Source organism: Klenkia terrae, assembly GCF_900491935.1.
GTDB lineage: Bacteria > Actinomycetota > Actinomycetes > Mycobacteriales > Geodermatophilaceae > Klenkia > Klenkia terrae.
Window position 1 is genome coordinate 1,344,896 of record NZ_UEXK01000004.1, and the last position, 18,714, is coordinate 1,363,609.

General features: G+C 72.3%; 18 protein-coding genes and 1 tRNA gene. 2 read left to right on the forward strand and 17 right to left on the reverse strand.

The genetic code is table 11. The features are described 5' to 3' along the window. Positions 1–66: 66 nt before the first annotated feature. From LFA75_RS06970 to rplJ, 12 genes are all read right to left on the reverse strand, one after another. A complete protein-coding gene (locus LFA75_RS06970; RefSeq protein ID WP_225232932.1) occupies positions 67–834 on the reverse strand; it encodes a hypothetical protein in 768 nt (255 codons plus the stop codon). Positions 835–945: 111 nt separating this feature from the next. Next, positions 946–2,220, reverse strand: a complete 1,275-nt coding sequence (locus LFA75_RS06975; RefSeq protein ID WP_225232933.1) for an MCE family protein — start codon at positions 2,218–2,220, stop codon at positions 946–948. After that, positions 2,217–3,509: an MCE family protein gene (locus tag LFA75_RS06980; RefSeq protein ID WP_225232934.1), complete on the reverse strand. Its 1,293-nt coding sequence runs from the start codon at positions 3,507–3,509 to the stop codon at positions 2,217–2,219. Before LFA75_RS06980 ends, LFA75_RS06975 begins: the two co-directional genes overlap by 4 nt. Continuing rightward, positions 3,506–4,750, reverse strand: a complete 1,245-nt coding sequence (locus LFA75_RS06985; protein ID WP_225232935.1) for an MCE family protein — start codon at positions 4,748–4,750, stop codon at positions 3,506–3,508. Before LFA75_RS06985 ends, LFA75_RS06980 begins: the two co-directional genes overlap by 4 nt. After that, complete coding sequence (locus LFA75_RS06990; protein WP_225232936.1) at positions 4,747–5,772, reverse strand: MCE family protein; 1,026 nt, start codon at positions 5,770–5,772, stop codon at positions 4,747–4,749. Before LFA75_RS06990 ends, LFA75_RS06985 begins: the two co-directional genes overlap by 4 nt. After that, positions 5,772–6,809 carry an MCE family protein gene (locus LFA75_RS06995; protein WP_225232937.1) on the reverse strand — a complete coding sequence of 346 codons (1,038 nt, stop codon included), beginning with the start codon at positions 6,807–6,809 and terminating at the stop codon, positions 5,772–5,774. Before LFA75_RS06995 ends, LFA75_RS06990 begins: the two co-directional genes overlap by 1 nt. Then, complete coding sequence (locus tag LFA75_RS07000) at positions 6,806–8,242, reverse strand: MCE family protein (RefSeq protein ID WP_225232938.1); 1,437 nt, start codon at positions 8,240–8,242, stop codon at positions 6,806–6,808. Before LFA75_RS07000 ends, LFA75_RS06995 begins: the two co-directional genes overlap by 4 nt. Continuing rightward, positions 8,239–9,108, reverse strand: coding sequence for an MlaE family ABC transporter permease (locus tag LFA75_RS07005; RefSeq protein ID WP_207500176.1), 870 nt, complete (start codon positions 9,106–9,108; stop codon positions 8,239–8,241). Before LFA75_RS07005 ends, LFA75_RS07000 begins: the two co-directional genes overlap by 4 nt. A gap of 2 nt (positions 9,109–9,110) precedes the next feature. Further along, positions 9,111–9,932, reverse strand: coding sequence for an MlaE family ABC transporter permease (locus tag LFA75_RS07010; protein ID WP_225232939.1), 822 nt, complete (start codon positions 9,930–9,932; stop codon positions 9,111–9,113). Next, positions 9,929–11,041: an ABC transporter ATP-binding protein gene (locus LFA75_RS07015; protein WP_225232940.1), complete on the reverse strand. Its 1,113-nt coding sequence runs from the start codon at positions 11,039–11,041 to the stop codon at positions 9,929–9,931. The genes LFA75_RS07010 and LFA75_RS07015 overlap by 4 nt, the downstream gene beginning before the upstream one ends. A 292-nt stretch (positions 11,042–11,333) precedes the next feature. Continuing rightward, a complete protein-coding gene (gene rplL / locus LFA75_RS07020; protein WP_225232941.1) occupies positions 11,334–11,723 on the reverse strand; it encodes a 50S ribosomal protein L7/L12 in 390 nt (129 codons plus the stop codon). A gap of 15 nt (positions 11,724–11,738) precedes the next feature. After that, complete coding sequence (gene rplJ / locus LFA75_RS07025) at positions 11,739–12,359, reverse strand: 50S ribosomal protein L10 (protein WP_263639360.1); 621 nt, start codon at positions 12,357–12,359, stop codon at positions 11,739–11,741. Positions 12,360–12,693: 334 nt separating this feature from the next. Between rplJ and LFA75_RS07030 the strand changes: the two genes are divergently transcribed. Next, positions 12,694–14,019 (forward strand): SAM-dependent methyltransferase, encoded by a 1,326-nt coding sequence (locus tag LFA75_RS07030; protein WP_225232942.1) that lies wholly within the window; start codon positions 12,694–12,696, stop codon positions 14,017–14,019. A 137-nt stretch (positions 14,020–14,156) separates the two neighbouring features. After that, complete coding sequence (locus LFA75_RS07035) at positions 14,157–14,978, forward strand: DUF1295 domain-containing protein (RefSeq protein ID WP_225232943.1); 822 nt, start codon at positions 14,157–14,159, stop codon at positions 14,976–14,978. A 335-nt stretch (positions 14,979–15,313) separates the two neighbouring features. On the opposite strand, the gene rplA is transcribed toward LFA75_RS07035, so the two are convergent. The 5 genes from rplA to LFA75_RS07060 all read right to left on the reverse strand — a co-directional run bounded on the left by rplA (position 15,314) and on the right by LFA75_RS07060 (position 18,433). After that, positions 15,314–16,036: a 50S ribosomal protein L1 gene (gene rplA, locus LFA75_RS07040; RefSeq protein ID WP_225232944.1), complete on the reverse strand. Its 723-nt coding sequence runs from the start codon at positions 16,034–16,036 to the stop codon at positions 15,314–15,316. Between the two features lie 77 nt (positions 16,037–16,113). Then, the gene (gene rplK, locus LFA75_RS07045; RefSeq protein ID WP_225232945.1) at positions 16,114–16,542 is read right to left on the reverse strand and encodes a 50S ribosomal protein L11; all 429 of its coding nucleotides are present in this window, start codon (positions 16,540–16,542) and stop codon (positions 16,114–16,116) included. Between the two features lie 103 nt (positions 16,543–16,645). Continuing rightward, positions 16,646–17,563: a transcription termination/antitermination protein NusG gene (nusG, locus tag LFA75_RS07050; RefSeq protein ID WP_225232946.1), complete on the reverse strand. Its 918-nt coding sequence runs from the start codon at positions 17,561–17,563 to the stop codon at positions 16,646–16,648. 70 nt (positions 17,564–17,633) lie between these two features. Continuing rightward, positions 17,634–18,263 (reverse strand): preprotein translocase subunit SecE, encoded by a 630-nt coding sequence (gene secE, locus LFA75_RS07055; protein WP_225232947.1) that lies wholly within the window; start codon positions 18,261–18,263, stop codon positions 17,634–17,636. A 97-nt stretch (positions 18,264–18,360) separates the two neighbouring features. Beyond that, positions 18,361–18,433 (reverse strand) — tRNA-Trp (locus LFA75_RS07060). Between the last annotated feature and the right edge of the window lie 281 nt (positions 18,434–18,714).

The following is an 18,714-nucleotide window of genomic DNA, read 5'->3' on the forward strand; positions in this document are numbered from 1 at the left end:
GGCCGGGGGCGCGGGCGGGCGCCGTCGCCGGCCGGGTCCACGTCGGGGGTGTCGGTCATCGCGGGGTCACCGTCCGGAGATCCCGGACAGCAACCAGCGGTCGCCGTCCTTGGTCAGGTCGACCTCGATGCGGTAGCGCTGCACCTGGGCCTGCTGGGAGGCACCCGTGGTCTGGGTGGACTGGATGACCATGAACACCGTCGCGCTGGCGTCGTCGGCCGCGCCGACCGCGGCGCCGACGACCTCGGTGTTCACCACGGCCTGGGAGTCGGTGATGTCCTGCCGGCGGCTGTTGAGCTGGTCGACGGAGTCGGTCGCCAGGTCGCCGGTGGTCACCGCCTGGATCTGGGAGATGTCGTCGTCCAGGGTCAGGTAGTCGAAGGAGGCCACGTCCACGATGCCGGCGCGGGCGGCCTGCAGGGCGTCGACGTAGTCGGCGGTGGCCACCGCCGACGTGCCCGGCCGGGTGAACCACAGGAAGCCGGTCCCGGCCAGCAGCAGGACGAGCAGGGCGGCCAGCACGGGCACCAGCGGGAGGGTCGCCCCCCGCCGTCCGCGCGCCGGCTGCTCGTCGTCGGCGGCGGCGGTGTCCCCGGCGGCGGTGTCCTCGGTGTCCTCGGACGCCGCACGGCGGGCGTCCCGCCGTGCGCGGCGGCCACCGGGGGCCGGGGTGTCCGCGGCGTCCCCGGACGCCTCGGGCTCCTCGACGGCGTCGGTCGTGCTCGCGTCGGTCGTGCTCGGGGCGGTCGTGCTCGGGTCGGTCGCCTCGGTGTCGGTCGTCCCCGGCTCGGCCGGTTCGGGCGCGCGGGCGCCCACCCGGGTGTCGTCGGTCACGGGGCGCTCCTCTCGGTCGGTGCTGGGGTGGTGGGGCCGGTCGGGGGCAGGTCACGGTAGCGGGCCGGGCTGGCAGGGCCGCCCGGCCGCGGGGCGGCTGCCCCGGAGGGGTCAGCCGGCGGTGGTGGCGAACGGGGACGCGCTGAGCAGCCCGCCGAGCAGGCTGTCCAGCAGACCGGACACCGCCGTGCCCCCGCCGGTCGCCCCGCTCTGCGGGCCCGGGGACCCGACGCCGCCGGACCCGCCGATGTTCTGCTCGCCGCGGATGCTGGACCCGCTCTCGTCGACCCCGTCGGACGGGTCGGGGTCGACCCCGCCCACGACGTCGCAGCGCACCGCGGAGGTGTCCAGGCCGGCCACCGCCTCGGGCGAGGTGGTGGAGCCGGTGGAGACGTACCCGGTGGTGCACGGCTGCGGGTCGCCGGAGTTCAGCACGAAGCCGAAGTGGGCGCGCATCATGCCGTCGGCGTCGCGGCGGACGACGCTGAACCCGCCGGTGACGACCTCGGGGTAGGTGACCAGGAGCTGCTCGACGCCGTCCAGCCGCGGGGTGGTGACGTCGTTGAGCACGTCGACGTTGCGGATGAGCGAGCTGAGGCCGGGGCCGGCGTCGGTGACCAGCTGCTGCAGGGCAGCACCGGCGTCGGGGGCGTTGACCACCAGGCTGCGCAGGTCGGCGTCGCTGCTGACCAGGGTGTCCGACAGCAGCCGCAGGTTCGCCGCCCAGTCGGCGATCGCGCTGCGCGAGTCGGCCTGGGTCTGCAGGACCGTCTGCCCGTCGGTGATCAGCTGCAGCGTCTGCGGCAGGGACTGCTCGGCCCGGGTCAGCAGCAGGTTGCCGTTGTCGATCAGCCGGGACAGGTCGTCGCCGGAGCCGTCGAAGGCCACGCCCAGCTCGTCGACCACCGTGCGCAGGTTGTCCAGGTCGATCGACCCGACCAGGCTGTCCACGTCCTGCAGCAGCTGCTCGACCGGGATCGGGATCGACGTGCGGTCCACCGGGATGACCGAGCCGTCGCCCAGGTACGGGGCGTCGTCGCTGGCCGGTCGCAGGTCGACGTACTGCTCCCCCACCGCGCTGCGGTTGGCCACCGCGACCGCCGCGTCGGCCGGGATCTCCGGGGCGTCGCGGTCGATGGTCAGCTCGACCTCGACCCCGTCGTCGGTGAGCCGCATGTCGCTGACCCGGCCGACGGCCACGCCCCGGTAGGTCACCTCGGCGTTGACGAAGATGCCGCCGGAGTCGGTGAACTCCGCGGCGACCTGGTAGCCGCCGCCGAACAGCAGGCGGTCCAGGCCGACGTAGCGGAAGCCGACGAAGCTCATGCCCAGCAGCGCCACCAGCGCGAACGCCAGCAGCTGGAGTCGGGTGGTCCGGGTGATCACTGCGTCGCCCCCGTCGTCAGGCCCGGGATGGCCGGGAGGCCGAGCAGGCTGCTGCCGCTCGTGGTGCTGGGCACCAGGTCCGTCAGGGCGGTCAGGTCGGGCAGCGTGGGCAGGGTGAAGGCCGAGGAGCCCGACGAGGTGCCGCCGGAGGTGCCCGTGGGGGCGGGCTGGGCGCCGCCGGGGCTCCCGGCCGCACCGCACGCCCCGCCGGCCAGCTGGGCCGGGTCCAGGAGCACCAGGGCGCCGGTGGTCTGGTCCACCACGTAGCGGCAGAACAGCTCGCGGAGGTCGAGGTTCAGGTCGGCCGTGAGGTTGGTGAACAGGGCGTAGCCCCCGGTGCGCTGGTCGGTCCGGTACTGCAGCGAGCTCAGCGAGCTGGCCGGGAACGGGTAGGTGAGCAGCAGGTCCAACGACCCGGCGAGGTCGGGACCGGCCGCGGCGAGCTGGCTGAGGATGGGCTGCAGGTCCTGCAGGTTGGCCACCGTGTCGGCCCCGGTCTCGTTGATCACGCGGGTGCCCACGTCACCGAGCTGGGCGAGGGACTGCAGCATGGAGACCAGCAGCCCGCGCTGGTCCTCCAGCACGCTGAGCCCGGGCCCGATGGTGTCCAGCGCGGTGGTGAGCGTGCCGGTGTTCGCCGCCAGGGTGGCGGCCAGGGCGTTCACGCTGTCCAGGGCCCGGTTGATCTCCTCGCGCTGGACGTCGAGCCCGGCCACGAAGGTGTCGAGCTGGTCCAGGGTGTTGCGGACGGCGTCCTCGCGGCCCTCCAGCGCCTGGCCCAGCTCGGAGGTGATGGTCTGCAGCTGGGTCAGGCCGCCGCCGTTGAGCACCAGCGACAGGGCGCCCAGGACCTCCTCGACCTCGACGTTGCGGTTCGTCCGGTCCAGGGTGATCAGCGAGCCGTCGCCGAGCTCGCCGGTGGGCGCCTCGTCCCCGCCGGGGGCGGCGAGCTCCACGTACTTCTCCCCCAGCAGCGAGCTCTGCTGGATCATCGCCACGGCGTTGGCCGGGAGGTCGACGTCCCCGTCCACCTCGACGGTGACCACCGCGGTCCAGTCGTCGCCGAGCTCGACGTCGGTCACCTTGCCCACCGGCACGTCGGACACCCGGACGGCGGACTGCGGCACCAGGTCGAGCACGTCGGCGAACTGGATCTGCACGCTGTACGGGTCGTCGCCGGTGTCGGCGCCGCCGGGGAGGTCGAAGGAGTAGGCACCGCGGAAGCCGCAGCCCGACAGCAGGACGGCGGCCGACACCAGGGCGGCGGCGCGCCGGGTGGAGGAGGTCACGAGGTCGCTCCCGGGATCGGGATCTGCGGCAGGCCGGGCAGCGAACCGCCGCCGGGCAGGCCGGTCGAGGGCGAGAAGATCGCGGTCAGCAGCTCCTGCAGGTCCGGGATGCCGTTGCCGTTGAGGTCGTCCAGCGTGGCGTCGGCGTTCGCGTCGCCGGACAGCAGCCGCGCGCAGACCTGGTCGATCGGCGGCAGGCCGAGCAGGGTCGCCACGTCGTTGAGGTTGACCCCGGCCAGCTGCAGGCGGCCGGCCTGGCCCAACAGCTGGCAGACCACCACGTCGGCGTTCTGGCTGCCCAGGGAGTTGTCCCGGGTGTCCAGCGTCCCGTAGTCGGGGTTGTAGGCGTGCGCGAGGTTGCCGATCGCCGCCGGGGCGACGTCGAGCACCTGGGCGAGGGCCTGCCGCTGCTGGACCAGCGTGAGCGTGACCGCCGAGAGCCGGTCGACGTTGGTGGTCAGCAGCGCCGTGTTCTGCTGCACGAAGGTGGCCACCTGGCCCAGCGCGGAGGACAGCAGCGAGATCGCCGACGCGAGGTCCTCCCGCTCGCCGGCGAGCTGCTCGGCCACCGCGGCCAGGTTGGTGTTGAACTGGCCGACCTGGCTGTCGATCGTGGCCAGCGCGGTGGTGAAGGTCTGCAGGTTGTCCAGCGACCCGAACAGGTCGTCCCGGTTCTCGGCCAGCGTGCGGACGGCCTGGGAGAAGCCGGTCAGCGTGGTGTTCAGCGCCTGCCCGTTGCCGTCCAGGTTCGCCGCGCCGACGTCCACGAGGTCCGACAGCGCACCGTCGGCATTGGCCCCGGTCGGGCCCAGCGCGACCGACAGGTCGTCCAGCGCGCCGTAGACCTGGTCGAGCTCCACGGGGGTGGCGGTGCGCTCGAGCGGGACCTCGGCGCCGTCGGCCATCCGCTCGCCGCCGGAGTAGACCGGGGCGAACTGCACGTACCGGTCGGCCACCAGGGACGGCGCGAGGATGACGGCGTCGGCGTCGGCCGGGATGGCGTACTGCTCGTCGACCAGCATGTCCACCCGCACCCGGTCGCCCATCGGGACGACGTCGGTGATCTCGCCGACGTCGATGCCCAGCACCCGGACGTCGGAGCCGGTGTAGAGCCCGACCGTCTGGCCGAACCACGCGGTGACCCGGATCTGGCCGGCCGGCCGCAGCACGGCCCAGCCCAGCGCGCCGACCAGCACGACCGCGGCGGCCAGCGCGACGAAGCGCTGGAGGCGGGCGGTCACGGCGAGCACCCCAGCAGGCCGCCGGAGCCGCCGGCCACCGTCCCGCAGAGCACGCCGCCGACGACCCCGGGGATCAGGTTGTCCACGAAGCTGTCGAACCAGCGGCCGTTGCCGAGGGTGTTGGTGAAGACGGTGACGAAGGGCGCCAGGTTGGCCACCGTGTCCCCCAGGTTCTGCCGGTTGCGCTCGAGGATGTCGGTCACGGTGGACAGCTGCGCCAGCGCCGGGGTCAGCGCGGCCGTGTTGTCCTGCACCAGCCCGGACAGCTGGGTGGACAGCGTCTGGGTCGTGGTGAGGATCGAGTCGATCAGCTGGCGCCGTTCCTGCACCTCGGTGAGCAGGGTGTTGGAGTCCAGGATCAGCTGGGTGAACTCGCCGTTGCGGTCGGCGAGCACCTGGGTCACGTCCCGGGTGGCGGTCAGCAGCTGCTGCAGCTGGGCGTCGCGGCTGGCGATGGTGTCCGACAGCCGGGACAACCCGTCCAGCGAGGTGCGCACCTCGTCGGGGGTGTCGGCGAAGGTCTCGCTGAGCACCTCGAAGGACTGCGCCAGCTGGCCGGTGTCCACGTCGTCGATGGTCTGGGCCAGCCCGTTGAAGGCCTGCACGACGTCGTAGGGCGACGCGGTGCGCTCCAGCGGGATCCGGTCGTCGGGGTCCAGCGCGGCCTCACCGCGCGGCACCAGCGCCAGGTACTTGGCGCCCAGCACCGTCTCGATCTTGATCGCGGCCTCGCTCTGGTCACCCACGAAGGCGTCCCGCACCCGGAACTCGACGGTGACGGCGCCGTCCTCCAGGGACAGGCTCTCCACCTGGCCGACCTTGACCCCGGCCACCCGCACCGGGTCGTCGGCGCGCAGGCCCGCGGCCTCGCTGAACTGGGCCGAGTAGACGGTGCCGCCGCCGATCAGGGGCAGCGACTGGGCGTTGAAGGCCAGCAGCACCAGCACCGCGATGACGGTGAGGCTGATCGCGCCGATGGTGACCGGGTTGCGGTCGCGGAAGGGCTTGGACTGCCGGGCCATCAGCTGCACCCCGCCGCGCCGTTGGCCGCCCCGCCGGGGGGCAGCTGGGTCTGCCCGACCACGGGCAGGGTGACCAGGCCCGACGCCGAGCAGAGGTAGAAGTTGAACCAGCTGCCGTTGACCGCGGTCCGGGTGAGCAGGTCCACCTTGGTCGGGGCCAGCTGCAGGAAGCTCTCCAGGACGTCGCCGGTGTCGGCGAGGTTGGTCGACAGGTCACCGAGGGCGGTGATGTCGGCGGCCAGCGGCGGCCGGGCATCGGTGAGGAACTGGGACGTCGTGGCGGCCAGCCCGTCGATGGTCTGCAGCGAGTCGAAGATCGACTCCCGGTCGGCGGTGAGGCCGGAGACGAACTGCTGCAGGGAGACGACCAGGTCCGACAGCTGCTGGTCGCGGGCGGCCACCGTGCCCACCACCGTGGTCAGGTTGTCGATGACGCTGCCGATGACCTGGTCCTTGTCGGCCAGGGAGTTGGTCAGCGAGCCGACGTGGGCCAGCAGGCTCTGCACGGTCCCGCCCTCGCCCTGGAAGACCTGGATCAGCTCGTAGGACAGCCGGTTGACGTCGTCCGGGCTCAGCGCCTGGAACAGCGGCTGGAACCCGCCGAACAGCACGGTCAGGTCCAGCGCGGGCTTGGTCTGCGCGACCGGGATGACGTCGTCGGCCGACAGCGTCTGCCCGCCGGCGCCGTCCCCCTCGGTCAGCGCCACGTACCGCTGCCCGACCAGGTTGCGGTAGCGGATGGTCGCCTGCACCGAGGTGGGCAGCCGGACGTCGGAGGCGACCTCCAGGCCGATCTCGGCCATCGGCGTCTCGCGGTCGTCGGTGAGCCCGATGTCGGTCACCTGGCCGACCCGGACCCCGGCGATGCGCACCTCGTCGCCGGCCACCAGGCCCGCGACGTCGGTGAACTGCGCCCGGTAGGTCGTCTGCTCGCCGTAGCCGGCGTTGGTGATGGTCGCCAGCAGCACGTAGCTGGCCAGGATGGTGACCATCGCGAAGACGACGAGCTTGACAATTGGTGCGGTCAGCCCTCTCACGGCACCATCACCTGCGTCCCGCGCAGCAGCGGCGCCAGGCTGGAGGCCGCGAGGTCGGACACCGCGCTGGGGTCCACCCCGGTCTGGTAGCCCAGCAGGCTGCGGACGAAGTCCAGCTCGGCCGTGGAACCGGCCAGGCTGTCGCCGCTGGTCCCCCCGTCGGTGAGCCCGGTGGGGAACGCCGAGGCCAGGGAGAGGTCGGTGCCCACCGCGGAGCCGTCCCGCCCGGTGCGGGTGTCGGTGAAGGGCAGGTCCGTCGGCCCGCTCCCGCCCAGGCAGCGGGGGTTGCCCGAGACCGGGTTGTCGGTGGAGTCCACGCCGTCCAGCGGCGGGACCGGGCAGTAGTACTCGCCCTGGGCTGCCGCTGCCATGACCCCGTCGATGTCGCCGAGCCCGCGGCAGTCCGGACCGGACACGTCGTCGTAGGAGGGCTGGTCACCGGGGGCGTAGGGGTTGCGCGGCGGGAGCGTCACGGTCAGGTTCAGGTTCAGCGCAGGGTCGCCGTCGGCGCCGAAGGCCTCGCTGATCATCGGGTTGAACCGGGTCAGCCCGTTGAGCAGGCACGGGTACTCCGGGGAGTACCGGGCGAACAGGGAGAGCACCGGGCGCGACCCCTGGGCCAGCTGGATGAGGGACCCCTCGTTCTGCTGCAGGAAGCCCGCGGCGGTCTGCGCCGAGGACCCGACGACGGTGAAGGTGCGCCGCAGCTGCTCGGCCTGGTCGACCACCGTGCTCGCGGTCACCGACAGGTTGTCCAGCACGGCCAGCACGTCGGGTGCGGCCGCCTGGTAGGTGTCGGCGACGTCGGCCAGCAGGGAGACGTCGGACTGCAGCTCGGGCAGCACGGTGTTGAGCTGGCCGACGTAGGTGCCGGTGTCGGCGAGGTTCTCCCCCAACCGGTCACCCCGGCCGCGCAGGGCGTCGGCCACCGCGCCCAGGGTGTAGGACAGGTCGCCGGGGTCGACGGCCTGCAGCAGCGGCAGCAGGTCGTCGATCACCCGCTCGAGCTCGATGGCGTTCTCGCTGCGGTCCTGGCTGATGACGTCGCCGGCGGCCAGCCGCTCCGGGCTCGGGTCGTCGGGCAGCACCAGGGAGACGAAGCGCTCGCCGAACAGCGTCTTGGGCAGCAGCCGGGCGCCCACGTTGGCCGGGATCTGGTCCAGGTACTCCGGCTGGATGGCCAGCTCGATGGTCGCGCCGTCGGCGCCGGCGTCGACCGACCGGACCTCGCCGACGATGACCCCGCGGATCTTGACGTCGCTGGCGCTCTGCAGCTGGTTGCCGATCGTGTCGGTCTCCAGGTCGACCCGGACCGCCCCGCTGAACGCCTTCTGGTAGGTCGCCACGGCCAGCCCGAGCAGCAGCAGGATGACGACCAGGAAGGCCAGCCCCTGCAGGCGCTGCGTGACGATCGCACCTCTCCCCCGGCTCATCCTGCGATCCTCACCGTCGTCGTGGAGCCCCAGATGGCCAGGGACAGGAACAGGTCGATGACCATCACGGCCACGATGGAGAACCGCACCGCGCGGCCCACGGCCAGACCCACGCCGGCCGGGCCGCCGCCGGCCCGGTAGCCGTAGTAGCAGTGCGACAGGATGATCACGACGCTGAAGACGAGCACCTTGACGAAGGACCAGAGCACGTCCTGCGGTGGCAGGAACAGGTTGAAGTAGTGGTCGTAGGTGCCCGCCGACTGCCCGTACACCGTGGTCGTGATGGTGCGGGTGGCGAAGTAGCTGGTCAGCAGGCCGATCACGTACAGCGGGATGACGGCGACGAAGCCGGCCACGATCCGGGTGGTGACCAGGAAGGGCAGCGACGGCACGCCCATGACCTCGAGGGCGTCGATCTCCTCGTTGATCCGCATGGCGCCGATCTGCGCGGTGAACCCGCACCCGACCGTCGCCGACAGCGCGAGCCCGGCCACCAGGGGCGCGATCTCGCGGGTGTTGAAGTAGGCCGAGAGGAACCCGGTGAACGCCGAGGTGCCCAGCTGGTCCAGCGCCTGGTAGCCCTGCAGGCCGACCTCGGTGCCGGTGAAGAAGGACAGGAACGCGATGACCCCGACCGTGCCGCCGACCACGGCCAGCGCGCCGGTGCCGAAGCTGACCTCGGCCAGCAGCCGGAACGTCTCGCGCTTGTAGCGCTTGAGCGTGCGCGGGGTCCAGCCCAGCGCACGGCCGTAGAAGCTGACCTGGTCGCCGAGGTCCTCCAGGGTGGACATCGGGCGCCGGTAGACGGTGCGCACGATGCGGCGGGTGCGCACCTTGACCCGGTCGACGGGTGAGAGCAGGGCCATCGTCACTGCCCCTTCGGCGGCACGAGCTGGAAGTAGATCGCGGTGATGACGAAGTTCACCGCGAACAGCAGCAGGAAGGTGATGACGACGGACTGGTTGACCGCGTCGCCGACCCCCTTGGGTCCGCCACCGGCCCGCAGGCCCTTGTAGGAGGCGACGATGCCGGCGATCAACCCGAAGATCAGGGCCTTGATCTCCCCCGACCAGAAGTCCTGCACCTGGGCCAGCGCGCTGAACGAGGCCAGGTAGGCCCCCGGCGTCCCGCCCTGCAGGATGACGTTGAAGAAGTAGCCGCCGGTCACGCCGACCACCGAGACCAGCCCGTTGAGCAGCACCGCGACCAGCATCGAGGCCAGCACGCGGGGCACCACCAGGCGCTGGATCGGCGAGATGCCCAGCACCTCCATCGCGTCGATCTCGTCGCGGATCTTGCGGGCGCCGAGGTCGGCGCAGATGGCCGACCCACCGGCGCCGGCGATCAGCAGCGCGGTGACGATCGGGCTCGCCTCGCGCAGCACGGCCAGCACCGACGCCGACCCGGTGAACGACTGGGCCCCGAGCTGGCGGGTCAGCGAGCCCAGCTGCAGGGCGATGACCGCGCCGAAGGGGATGGCGACCAGCGCGGTGGGCAGGATCGTCACCGAGGCGACGAACCAGGTCTGCTGGATGAACTCGCGCAGCTGGAACGGGCGGCGGAACACCGCCCGGATGACGTCCAGGGCGAAGGCGAACAGGTTGCCGCTGGCCCGCAGCGGGCGCAACGGCGACAGCTTGCCGTCCAGCAGCCCCGGTGCCTTGGGCTTCTCGCCCGGGGTTGCCGTCACGGACGGCCCCGCGGGTCGGGGACGACGAGCTCGGCGCCGTCCTCGGTGCGCCACTCGCGACCGCCGGCCGCGGTCGGGGCGTAGCTGCCGGAGTCGGCGAGGGCGAGCAGGTCCGCGGGCAGGCTGGCGCGGATGGCGTCGGCGGTGGCCGGGTCGTAGGTGTGCAGCATCCGGGCCACCCGCTCCTGGCGGCGGCGCACGGCCTTGCGCTCGGGCAGGCCCGGGGAGGGCTCCAGCTGCGGCGGCACGGCCTCGCCGCCGGAGGCGCCCTTGGGGCCCACGCCGTTGTGCTGGTCCCCGCCACGCGCCTCCAGGGCGGCCATCTCGGCCTCGACCTGGGCGACGTCCTTCTCCTCGCTCATCCCGATCGGCCCCTCGCGGCGGCCGTTGAGGAACTGGCGGACGACGGGCTCCTGGCTGGTGAGCAGCTGCTCGCGCGGGCCGAACATCGCCAGGTGCCGGCGGAAGAGCAGACCCAGGTTGTCCGGCACCGTGCGGGCGGTGCCGATGTCGTGGGTGACGATCAGGAAGGTGGCGTCGATCTGGGCGTTGAGGTCGACGATCAGCTGGTTGAGGTAGGCCACCCGGACCGGGTCCAGGCCGGAGTCCGGCTCGTCGAAGAGGATGACCTCGGGGTCCAGCACCAGGGCGCGGGCGATGCCGGCGCGCTTGCGCATCCCGCCGGAGATCTCGCCGGGGAGCTTCCCCTCCGTGCCGGCCAGCCCGACCATGTCCATCTTCTCCATCACGATGGAGCGGACCTCGGACTCGCTCTTCTTGGTGTGCTCGCGCAGCGGGAAGGCGATGTTGTCGTACAGGTTCATCGAGCCGAAGAGGGCGCCGTCCTGGAACAGGACGCCGAACAGCCGCCGGACGTCGTACAGGTCGCGCTCGGAGCAGCTGACGATGTCGGTGTCGCTCATGACGATCGAGCCGCGCTCGGGCTTGAGCAGGCCGACGAGGGACTTCAGGAACACCGACTTTCCGGTGCCCGACGGGCCGAGCATCACCGAGATCTCGCCCGGCGGGAGCGTGAGGGTGACGTCGCTCCAGATGTTCTGGCTGCCGAAGGACTTGGTCAGACCCTCGACGTGCACGGCGACACCCACGGTCGACCTCCTCCACCGGCTCCGGTGCCGGATCCTCGCCACCCGCACAGCTGCACGGGCCCCGGCATCATGCGGCCACCGGGACGGCGGCGCATGTCTACCGGGGAGTAACGAAGGACGAGGTTAGTGGTTACGCGCGTCACGGCAATCGGGTGGCCCCCGTCTCACCCCGATCGTTACCAGGGCACGCAGCAGGGGCCGCCCCCCCGAGGTGGAGGACGGCCCCTGCTGGTGTGCGGTGGTGCTGGTGGTCACCCGCGGGCGACCGGCCCGGCGAGCGCCGGGCGGGGTGTCACTTGACGGTGACGGTGGCGCCGGCGCCCTCGAGGGCAGCCTTGGCCTTCTCCGCGGCGTCCTTGGCGACCTTCTCCAAGACGGGCTTGGGCGCGCCGTCGACCAGGTCCTTGGCCTCCTTGAGGCCCAGGGAGGTGAGACCGCGCACCTCCTTGATGACCTGGATCTTCTTGTCGCCGGCGGCCTCGAGGATGACGTCGAACTCATCCTGCTCGGCAGCGGCCTCGGGGGCGGCGCCGCCGCCGGCCGGGCCGGCGGCAGCCACGGCCACGGGGGCGGCAGCGGTGACGTCGAAGGTGGTCTCGAACTCCTTGACGAAGTCCGACAGCTCCAGGAGCGTCATCTCCTTGAAGGCGTCGAGCAGCTCGTCGGTGGACAGCTTGGCCATGTCTTCTCCTACTGGTCAGTCGTCGCTGGCCGCGGGCGCGGCGTCAGCGTCGGTGTCGGGGGTGGTGGGTGCAGCAGCGGCGTCCTCGGCCGGAGCGTCGGCGGCGGGCAGGGTCTCCCCGGCCGCCTCCTTCTTCTCCTGCAGGGCGGCGGCGAGACGGGCGACCTGCGACAGCGGGGCCTGGAACAGCCCGGCAGCCTTGGTGAGGTTGCCCTTCATCGCGCCGGCCAGCTTGGCCAGCAGGACCTCACGGGACTCGACGTCGGCGAGGCGGGTGACCTCGGCGGCATCGACCGTGCGGCCCTCGACGACCCCGCCCTTGACGACGAGGGCCGGGTTGGCCTTCGCGAAGTCACGGATCGCCTTGGCGGCCTCTACCGGGTCACCGGCGATGAACGCGATGGCGGTGGGGCCGGTGAGCAGCGGTGCCAGGTCGGCGTGGCCGACCGAGTCCGCGGCCCGCTTCGTCAAGGTGTTCTTGACGACGGCGTAGCTGCTGCCCGCACCGAGGGAACGACGCAGCTGGCTCAGCTGCGCCACGGTCAGCCCGCGGTACTCGGTGAGCACCGCCGCACTCGAGTCCTGGAACCGGCTGGTGATCTCCGCGATCGCCGCATCCTTGGCCTGCGTGGGCATGGGCCTCCTCTCTCAGTCGGGGCGACCACCGGAGGAGGCACGGCGCGCACACGATCGAGAGGGCCGGAGACGACGGACGCCCCGGCGCGAGGCGCACGGGGCGTGTGCCGGTGCAGGGCACCGGCAGACGATCCGTTCACCTGCGCGGGTCGCCCGGACGGATCCGGGACCTTCGATCGCACGCGGACGTGCGACGACCAGCGGTCTGGGGGGAACTCGCGCAAGAGTACGCCATCGACACGACCACCCGGTACCGGCATCCGGCGCACCCCCGTCGTCCGAACACCGGAGGATCTACCCGGACGCCCCGCCGCACGACAGGAGCACACCCCGCATGAGCAGCACCCCCCAGAACCGGCCCAGCACCGACCGCTCGGTCGCCGGCCGGTTGGCCGGCCTGGTCGGCGAGGTCTTCGGCGGCCGCCTGCCGGTCCGCATCCGCGCCTGGGACGGCAGCGAGGCCGGCCCGGTCGACGCCCCCGTCGTCGTGCTGCGCAGCCGCACCGCCCTGCGCCGACTGCTGTGGGACCCGAACGAGCTCGGCCTGGCCCGGGCCTACGTGGCCGGGGAGATCGACGTCGAGGGCGACCTGGCCGAGGGCCTGTCCCGGGTCTGGTCGCTGGTCCGCGAGCGCCCGCCAGCCCTGCCCACCGTCCGCGACCAGGTCCGCTGGGCCCGGACGGCGGTCCGCCTGGGCATCGTCGGGCGCCGGCCGGCGGCGCCGCCGGAGGAGGCCGTGCTCTCGGGCGAGAAGCACTCCACCGACCGGGACAGCGACGCGATCAGCTACCACTACGACCAGAGCAACGACGTCTACCAGGCGCTGCTCGACGAGCACATGGCCTACTCCTGCGCCTACTTCCGCGAGGACCCGGCGACCGACCCGGGCGCCGCCGACGGCAGCTACACCGTCACCGACGCGCAGCGGGACAAGCTCGAGCTGGTCTGCCGGAAGCTGGGCCTGGAGCCCGGCATGCGACTGCTGGACGTCGGCTGCGGCTGGGGCTCGATGATCCTGTACGCCGCCCAGCACCACGGCGTGCACGCCACCGGGGTGACCATCTCCGCCCAGCAGCGCGACCACATCGAGAAGGTCGTCGCCGAGCGCGGCCTGGCCGACCGCGTGACCGTGCGGCTGCAGGACTACCGCGACGTCCCGCTGCCGGCCGAGGGCCCCTACGACGCGATCAGCTCGATCGAGATGAGCGAGCACGTCGGCCAGGAGCAGTACCCGGTCTACGCCGACACCCTGCACCGCCTGGTCCGCCCCGGCGGCCGGGTGCTGGTGCAGGCCATGAGCCACCCCAGCGCCCCCGGCGGCGGTGCCTTCATCGAGCGCTACGTCGCCCCCGACATGCACATGCGCCCGACCTGGCAGACCGCGGAGATGCTGGCCCGCCCGGGCCTGGAGCTGCGCGACGTGGAGAGCATCCGCGAGCACTACGACTGGACGGTCCGGGCCTGGGCCCAGCGCCTGGAGGACCGGTGGGACGACGTCACGGCCATCATCGGCGAGGCCGGCGCCCGGATCTGGCGGCTCTACCTGGCCGGGGGCGGCCTGACCTTCGCCGAGAACCGGATGGGCGTGGACCAGCTGCTGTTCGTCAAGCCGCGGCCGGACGGCCGCAGCGACATGCCGGCGACCCGCCGCCGCTGGTAGAAGGACCTGACCGCCCCCCACGGCGCGCTCCGCACGCCGCGGGCCCCTGCGGTCAGGCCGTTCCATAAGCTCAGACCCCGGCGGGCACCTCGCCGGGCGGCAGGGTCGAGCAACCGGCCCGGGACGAGGAGCTCGTGATGGACGTCGGGGTCGACTGGGGCGCGCTGGGCGTCAACGCGCTGATCACGCTGGCCGTGCTGCTGGTGGTCTTCACCGGCACCTGGCTGCTGGCGCTGCGGCTGGGCCGGCACTCGGTGATCGACGTGGTCTGGGGCATGGGCTTCGTCGTGGTGTCCCTGGTCGGTCTCCTGGTCGCGCAGGCCGGTGACCACGGGGACCTGGGTCGCCAGCTGCTCGCGCTGGCGCTGACGACCGCGTGGGGCGTGCGGCTCGCCGTGCACATCGGCCGGCGCAACGGCACCAAGGAGGACCCGCGCTACGAGGACATCCTCGCCCGCGCGAAGGGCTCACCGGCGGCGCACATCTACCGGCGGGTCTACCTCAGCCAGGTCGCGGTGCTGTTCGTGGTGTCCCTGCCGCTGCAGGTGGCCGCCTACCAGGAGGGCCCGGCGACGTCCGGGTGGCCGCTGGTGCTCGCGCTGCTGGGCGTCGTCGTCTGGTCGGTCGGGTTCACCTTCGAGACCGTCGGCGACTGGCAGCTCGAGCGGTTCAAGGCCGACCCCGCCAACAAGGGCGTGGTCAACGACCGCGGGCTGTGGCGGTACACCCGGCACCCCAACTACTTCGGCGACGCCTGCGTCATGTGGGGGCTCTGGCTGCTCACCGCCGGCCACTGGTCGGGCCTGGTCTTCGTCATCTGCCCGGTGCTCATGACCGCCAACCTGGTCAAGGGCTCCGGCGCGGCCATGACCGACAAGCGGATGAAGAGCTCCCGCAAGGGCTTCGCCGAGTACGTGGAGCGCACCAGCGGCTTCGTGCCGTGGTTCCCCAAGGGCTGAGTTGATCGCGATCCTCCGGATCGCACCGCGGCCACGGGACGCACCCCGGTCGGGCTGAGCCGCTGCGCGTTCCGCGGGAGGAGGTCTCCGACCCCCGTCCCGCGGAACGTCGCCTGGGGGCACCTACCGGCGGACGTCACCGGACTCGACTGCTGCAGGCTGGGTCAACCCTCGCCGGCGCCCCTTCGGCCAGGTCGTGGCCGCGGGGAAGGGGCGCTGCGGTGGGTGGACCCAGGCTGCTGCAGACGGGATGCCCGACTGCCCCGACCCGGGTCGGGAACGCAGGACGCCCCCCGCAGCTGGGCTGCGGGGGGCGTCCTGGCGTGCGGCTGTGCTCAGACCTGGGAGGCCTCGTCGACCAGCAGGTTGCGGGTGCGGTTCGGGTCGACCTGGATGCCCGGGCCCATCGTCGTGGAGACGGTGACCTTGCGGACGTACCGGCCCTTGGCGGCCGAGGGCTTGGCGCGCAGCACCTCGTCGAGGGCGGCGGCGTAGTTCTCGACCAGCTTGGCCTCGTCGAAGGAGACCTTGCCGATCACCAGGTGCAGGTTGGACTGCTTGTCCACCCGGAAGTTGATCTTGCCGCCCTTGATGTCGTTGACGGCCTTGGTGACGTCGGGGGTCACGGTGCCGGTCTTCGGGTTCGGCATCAGGCCACGGGGGCCGAGGATGCGGGCGATCCGGCCGACCTTGGCCATCTGGTCCGGGGTGGCGATCGCGGCGTCGAAGTCCAGGAAGCCGCCCTGGATGCGCTCGATCAGGTCCTCGGAACCGACGACGTCGGCGCCGGCGGCCTCGGCCTCGGCGGCCTTGTCACCGGTGGCGAACACGATGACGCGGGCGGTCTTGCCGGTGCCGTGGGGCAGGTTGACCGTGCCGCGGACCATCTGGTCGGCCTTGCGCGGGTCCACCCCGAGGCGGATCGCGACCTCGACGGTGGCGTCGTACTTGGTCGGCGACGTCTGCTTCGCCAGCCCGGCTGCCTGCAGCGGGCTGTACAGCTGGTTGGCGTCGACGAGCTCGGCTGCCTTGCGGTAGCCCTTTCCGTGCTTGGCCATGGGGAACTCCTCATCCGCCCGGTTCGTCCGGGCGATCGCGTGGTGAACGGGCCTGGCCGGCCCTCCCACGGGTGCTGCTAGTTGACGGTGATGCCCATCGACCGGGCGGTGCCGGCGATGATCTTCTCGGCCTGGTCGATGTCGTTGGCGTTCAGGTCGGCCATCTTGACCTGGGCGATCTCGCGGACCTGGTCACGGGTGACCGAGGCGACCTTGGTCTTGTGCGGCTCGCCCGAGCCCTTCTCGACACCGGCGGCCTTGAGCAGCATGCGCGCGGCCGGCGGGGTCTTGGTGATAAAGGTGAACGAGCGGTCCTCGAAGACGGAGATCTCGACGGGGACGACGTCGCCGCGCTGGGACTCGGTCTCGGCGTTGTACGCCTTGCAGAACTCCATGATGTTGACGCCGTGCTGGCCGAGCGCCGGACCGACGGGCGGCGCAGGGGTGGCCGCGCCGGCCTTGATCTGGAGCTTGATGACCGCGGTCAACCGCTTCCTGGGGGGCATGACTTCCTTCTATCTGGGGTGACGTGACTGCATGGCCTTGGTTGCAAGGCCTCGGTGCAGGGTCCCATTCCGCGCGGAGCGTGGACTGGGGGGCACCGAGGTCCTACAGCTTCTGGACCTGGCTGAAGGAGAGCTCGACCGGGGTCTCGCGGCCGAAGATGGAGACCAGCACCTGCAGCTTCTGCTGCTCGGCGTTGATCTCGTTGATGGTGGCCGGGAGGGTCGCGAACGGCCCGTCCATGACCGTGACCGACTCGCCGACCTCGAAGTCGACCAGCGGCGTGCTCGGGCTGCCGGGCGTGGCCGACGGGGCGTCGGGGGTCGCAGCCTTCGCCGTGTTCGCCGGGACCAGCAGCTTCACGACCTCGTCCAGGCTCAGCGGGGAGGGACGCGAGGTGGCGCCGACGAACCCGGTGACGCCGGGGGTGTTGCGGACCGCGCCCCACGAGTCGTCGGTGAGGTCCATCCGGACCAGCAGGTAGCCGGGCAGCACCTTGCGGTTGACCTGCACCCGCTTGCCGTTCTTGATCTCGGTGACCTCTTCGGTCGGGACCTCGATCTGGAAGATGTAGTCCTCCATGTCGAGGCTGGTGATCCGCGACTCGAGGTTGGTCTTCACCTTGTTCTCGTAGCCGGCGTAGGAATGGATGACGTACCAGTCGCCGAACGCCGTCGCCAGCGCCTTGCGCATGGCCTCGGCCGGGTCCTCGTCCTCCTCCTCGGCGGTCGCGAGGACCTCCTCGGTGAGGGGGTCGTGGTCGGGCGCCGGCTCCAGGGTGGTGTCGCCCACCAGGGCGTCGTCCACCGCACCCCGGGCGTTGCCGCTGCCGCCCGCGACGGCGTCGGCCATCGGGTTGTCGGCGGTCAGGTCGGCGGTGTCGACCGAGCCCTCGGCCGCCCCGGTCTCGCGCACGCCGGTCTCGGCGTCGACGGCACCGGTCGTGGCGTCCGTGTCGGCGTCGGCCGTCGGCTCCTCGGTGGCGGCGTCGACGGCCTCGTCGGTCTCGCGGGGGTCGGTCACGGGGTGGGTCTCTCTTCTGTGCGTCGGTGGTGCGTGCTCTGGTCGGTGTGCCGGTGCGGCCGGCCCGGCGTCAGCCGAAGACGGCGATGACGCCCTGGGCGAAGAGGATGTCCAGCCCGGCCACCAGCGCCACCATCACGGCGACGAAGACGATGACCACCGTGGTGTAGGTGATCAGCTCGCGCCGCCCGGGCCAGATGACCTTGCGGAGCTCGGCGACGACCTCGCGCAGGAACCGGCCGATGCTGCGCTTCTCGCGCAGCTCCGCGGCGCGAGCCCGCTCGGCGTCGGCCCGGGTGCGGGTCTCGTCCTTCTTGCCCACGGCGCTCTTGCCTGCGGTGTCACCGCGGGCGGGGCGGGTGGTCCGTGCCTCGCTGGCGGGTCGGCCGCCGGGACGGTCGCGCCGGCGGACCCGGGGGGCCTCGGCCTCGTCGTCGTCCTCGTCGTCCCCGGCGGTGATGGCACCGCGCCGGCGACGGGTGGGGGTGGCGACGACCTTGTCCTCGTCCTCGACCGCCTCCTCGGCGACCTCGTCCTCGGCGGCCTCGAGCTCGGCGGCGTCGTCGACCCCGGGGGTCTCGGCGTCGATCTGCTCGTCGGTGAGCTCGCCGTCGGCGGGCTCGGCGACACCGTCGGCGGGCTCGGAGCGGGGACGACGGGGCGTGCGCCCGTCCTCGGTGCCCGGCTGCTCGTCGCTCACTGCGCCTCGCCTCGTCGTCGGTGTTCGTCTGGTGGGTGATCCGGTCGGCCGGCCCGGGAGGGCCGCTGACCTGCACGCCGGCGGACCGGCGGACGGGCAGGGGTGACAGGACTTGAACCTGCAGCCTGCGGTTTTGGAGACCGCTGCTCTGCCAATTGAGCTACACCCCTAGGCACCCGCGCGGAGCGGGCGCCGGGGGTCGTCCCCCGCCGGTGGCGCAGACGGACCACCCGTTGCGCAGGTGGTACCGGGGCACGCCGGTGGCAGGGTGCACGAACCCCAGGCGAGAAGTGTACGTGACCCGGTGCGGGGGCGGCCACGGCCCGGTCCGACCGTGGTCGGCGGGGGGCCTGCGGCTGGCTCTTATACACCTCCTACGCCGCCCACGAGACGCCTTGTCGTACGCCTCGGGCGCCCCCGAGCATCTCAGCCGCCCCCACGACCCGACTCC

Coding starts and splice junctions, on each gene's coding strand:
- LFA75_RS06990 (WP_225232936.1), bottom strand. CDS start 5,772: ATGGCCCGGCAGTCCAAGCCCTTCCGCGACCGCAACCCGGTCACCATC.
- LFA75_RS07000 (WP_225232938.1), bottom strand. CDS start 8,242: ATGAGCCGGGGGAGAGGTGCGATCGTCACGCAGCGCCTGCAGGGGCTG.
- LFA75_RS07005 (WP_207500176.1), bottom strand. CDS start 9,108: ATGGCCCTGCTCTCACCCGTCGACCGGGTCAAGGTGCGCACCCGCCGC.
- rplL (WP_225232941.1), bottom strand. CDS start 11,723: ATGGCCAAGCTGTCCACCGACGAGCTGCTCGACGCCTTCAAGGAGATG.
- rplJ (WP_263639360.1), bottom strand. CDS start 12,359: ATGCCCACGCAGGCCAAGGATGCGGCGATCGCGGAGATCACCAGCCGG.
- LFA75_RS07030 (WP_225232942.1), top strand. CDS start 12,694: ATGAGCAGCACCCCCCAGAACCGGCCCAGCACCGACCGCTCGGTCGCC.
- LFA75_RS07035 (WP_225232943.1), top strand. CDS start 14,157: ATGGACGTCGGGGTCGACTGGGGCGCGCTGGGCGTCAACGCGCTGATC.
- rplA (WP_225232944.1), bottom strand. CDS start 16,036: ATGGCCAAGCACGGAAAGGGCTACCGCAAGGCAGCCGAGCTCGTCGAC.
- rplK (WP_225232945.1), bottom strand. CDS start 16,542: ATGCCCCCCAGGAAGCGGTTGACCGCGGTCATCAAGCTCCAGATCAAG.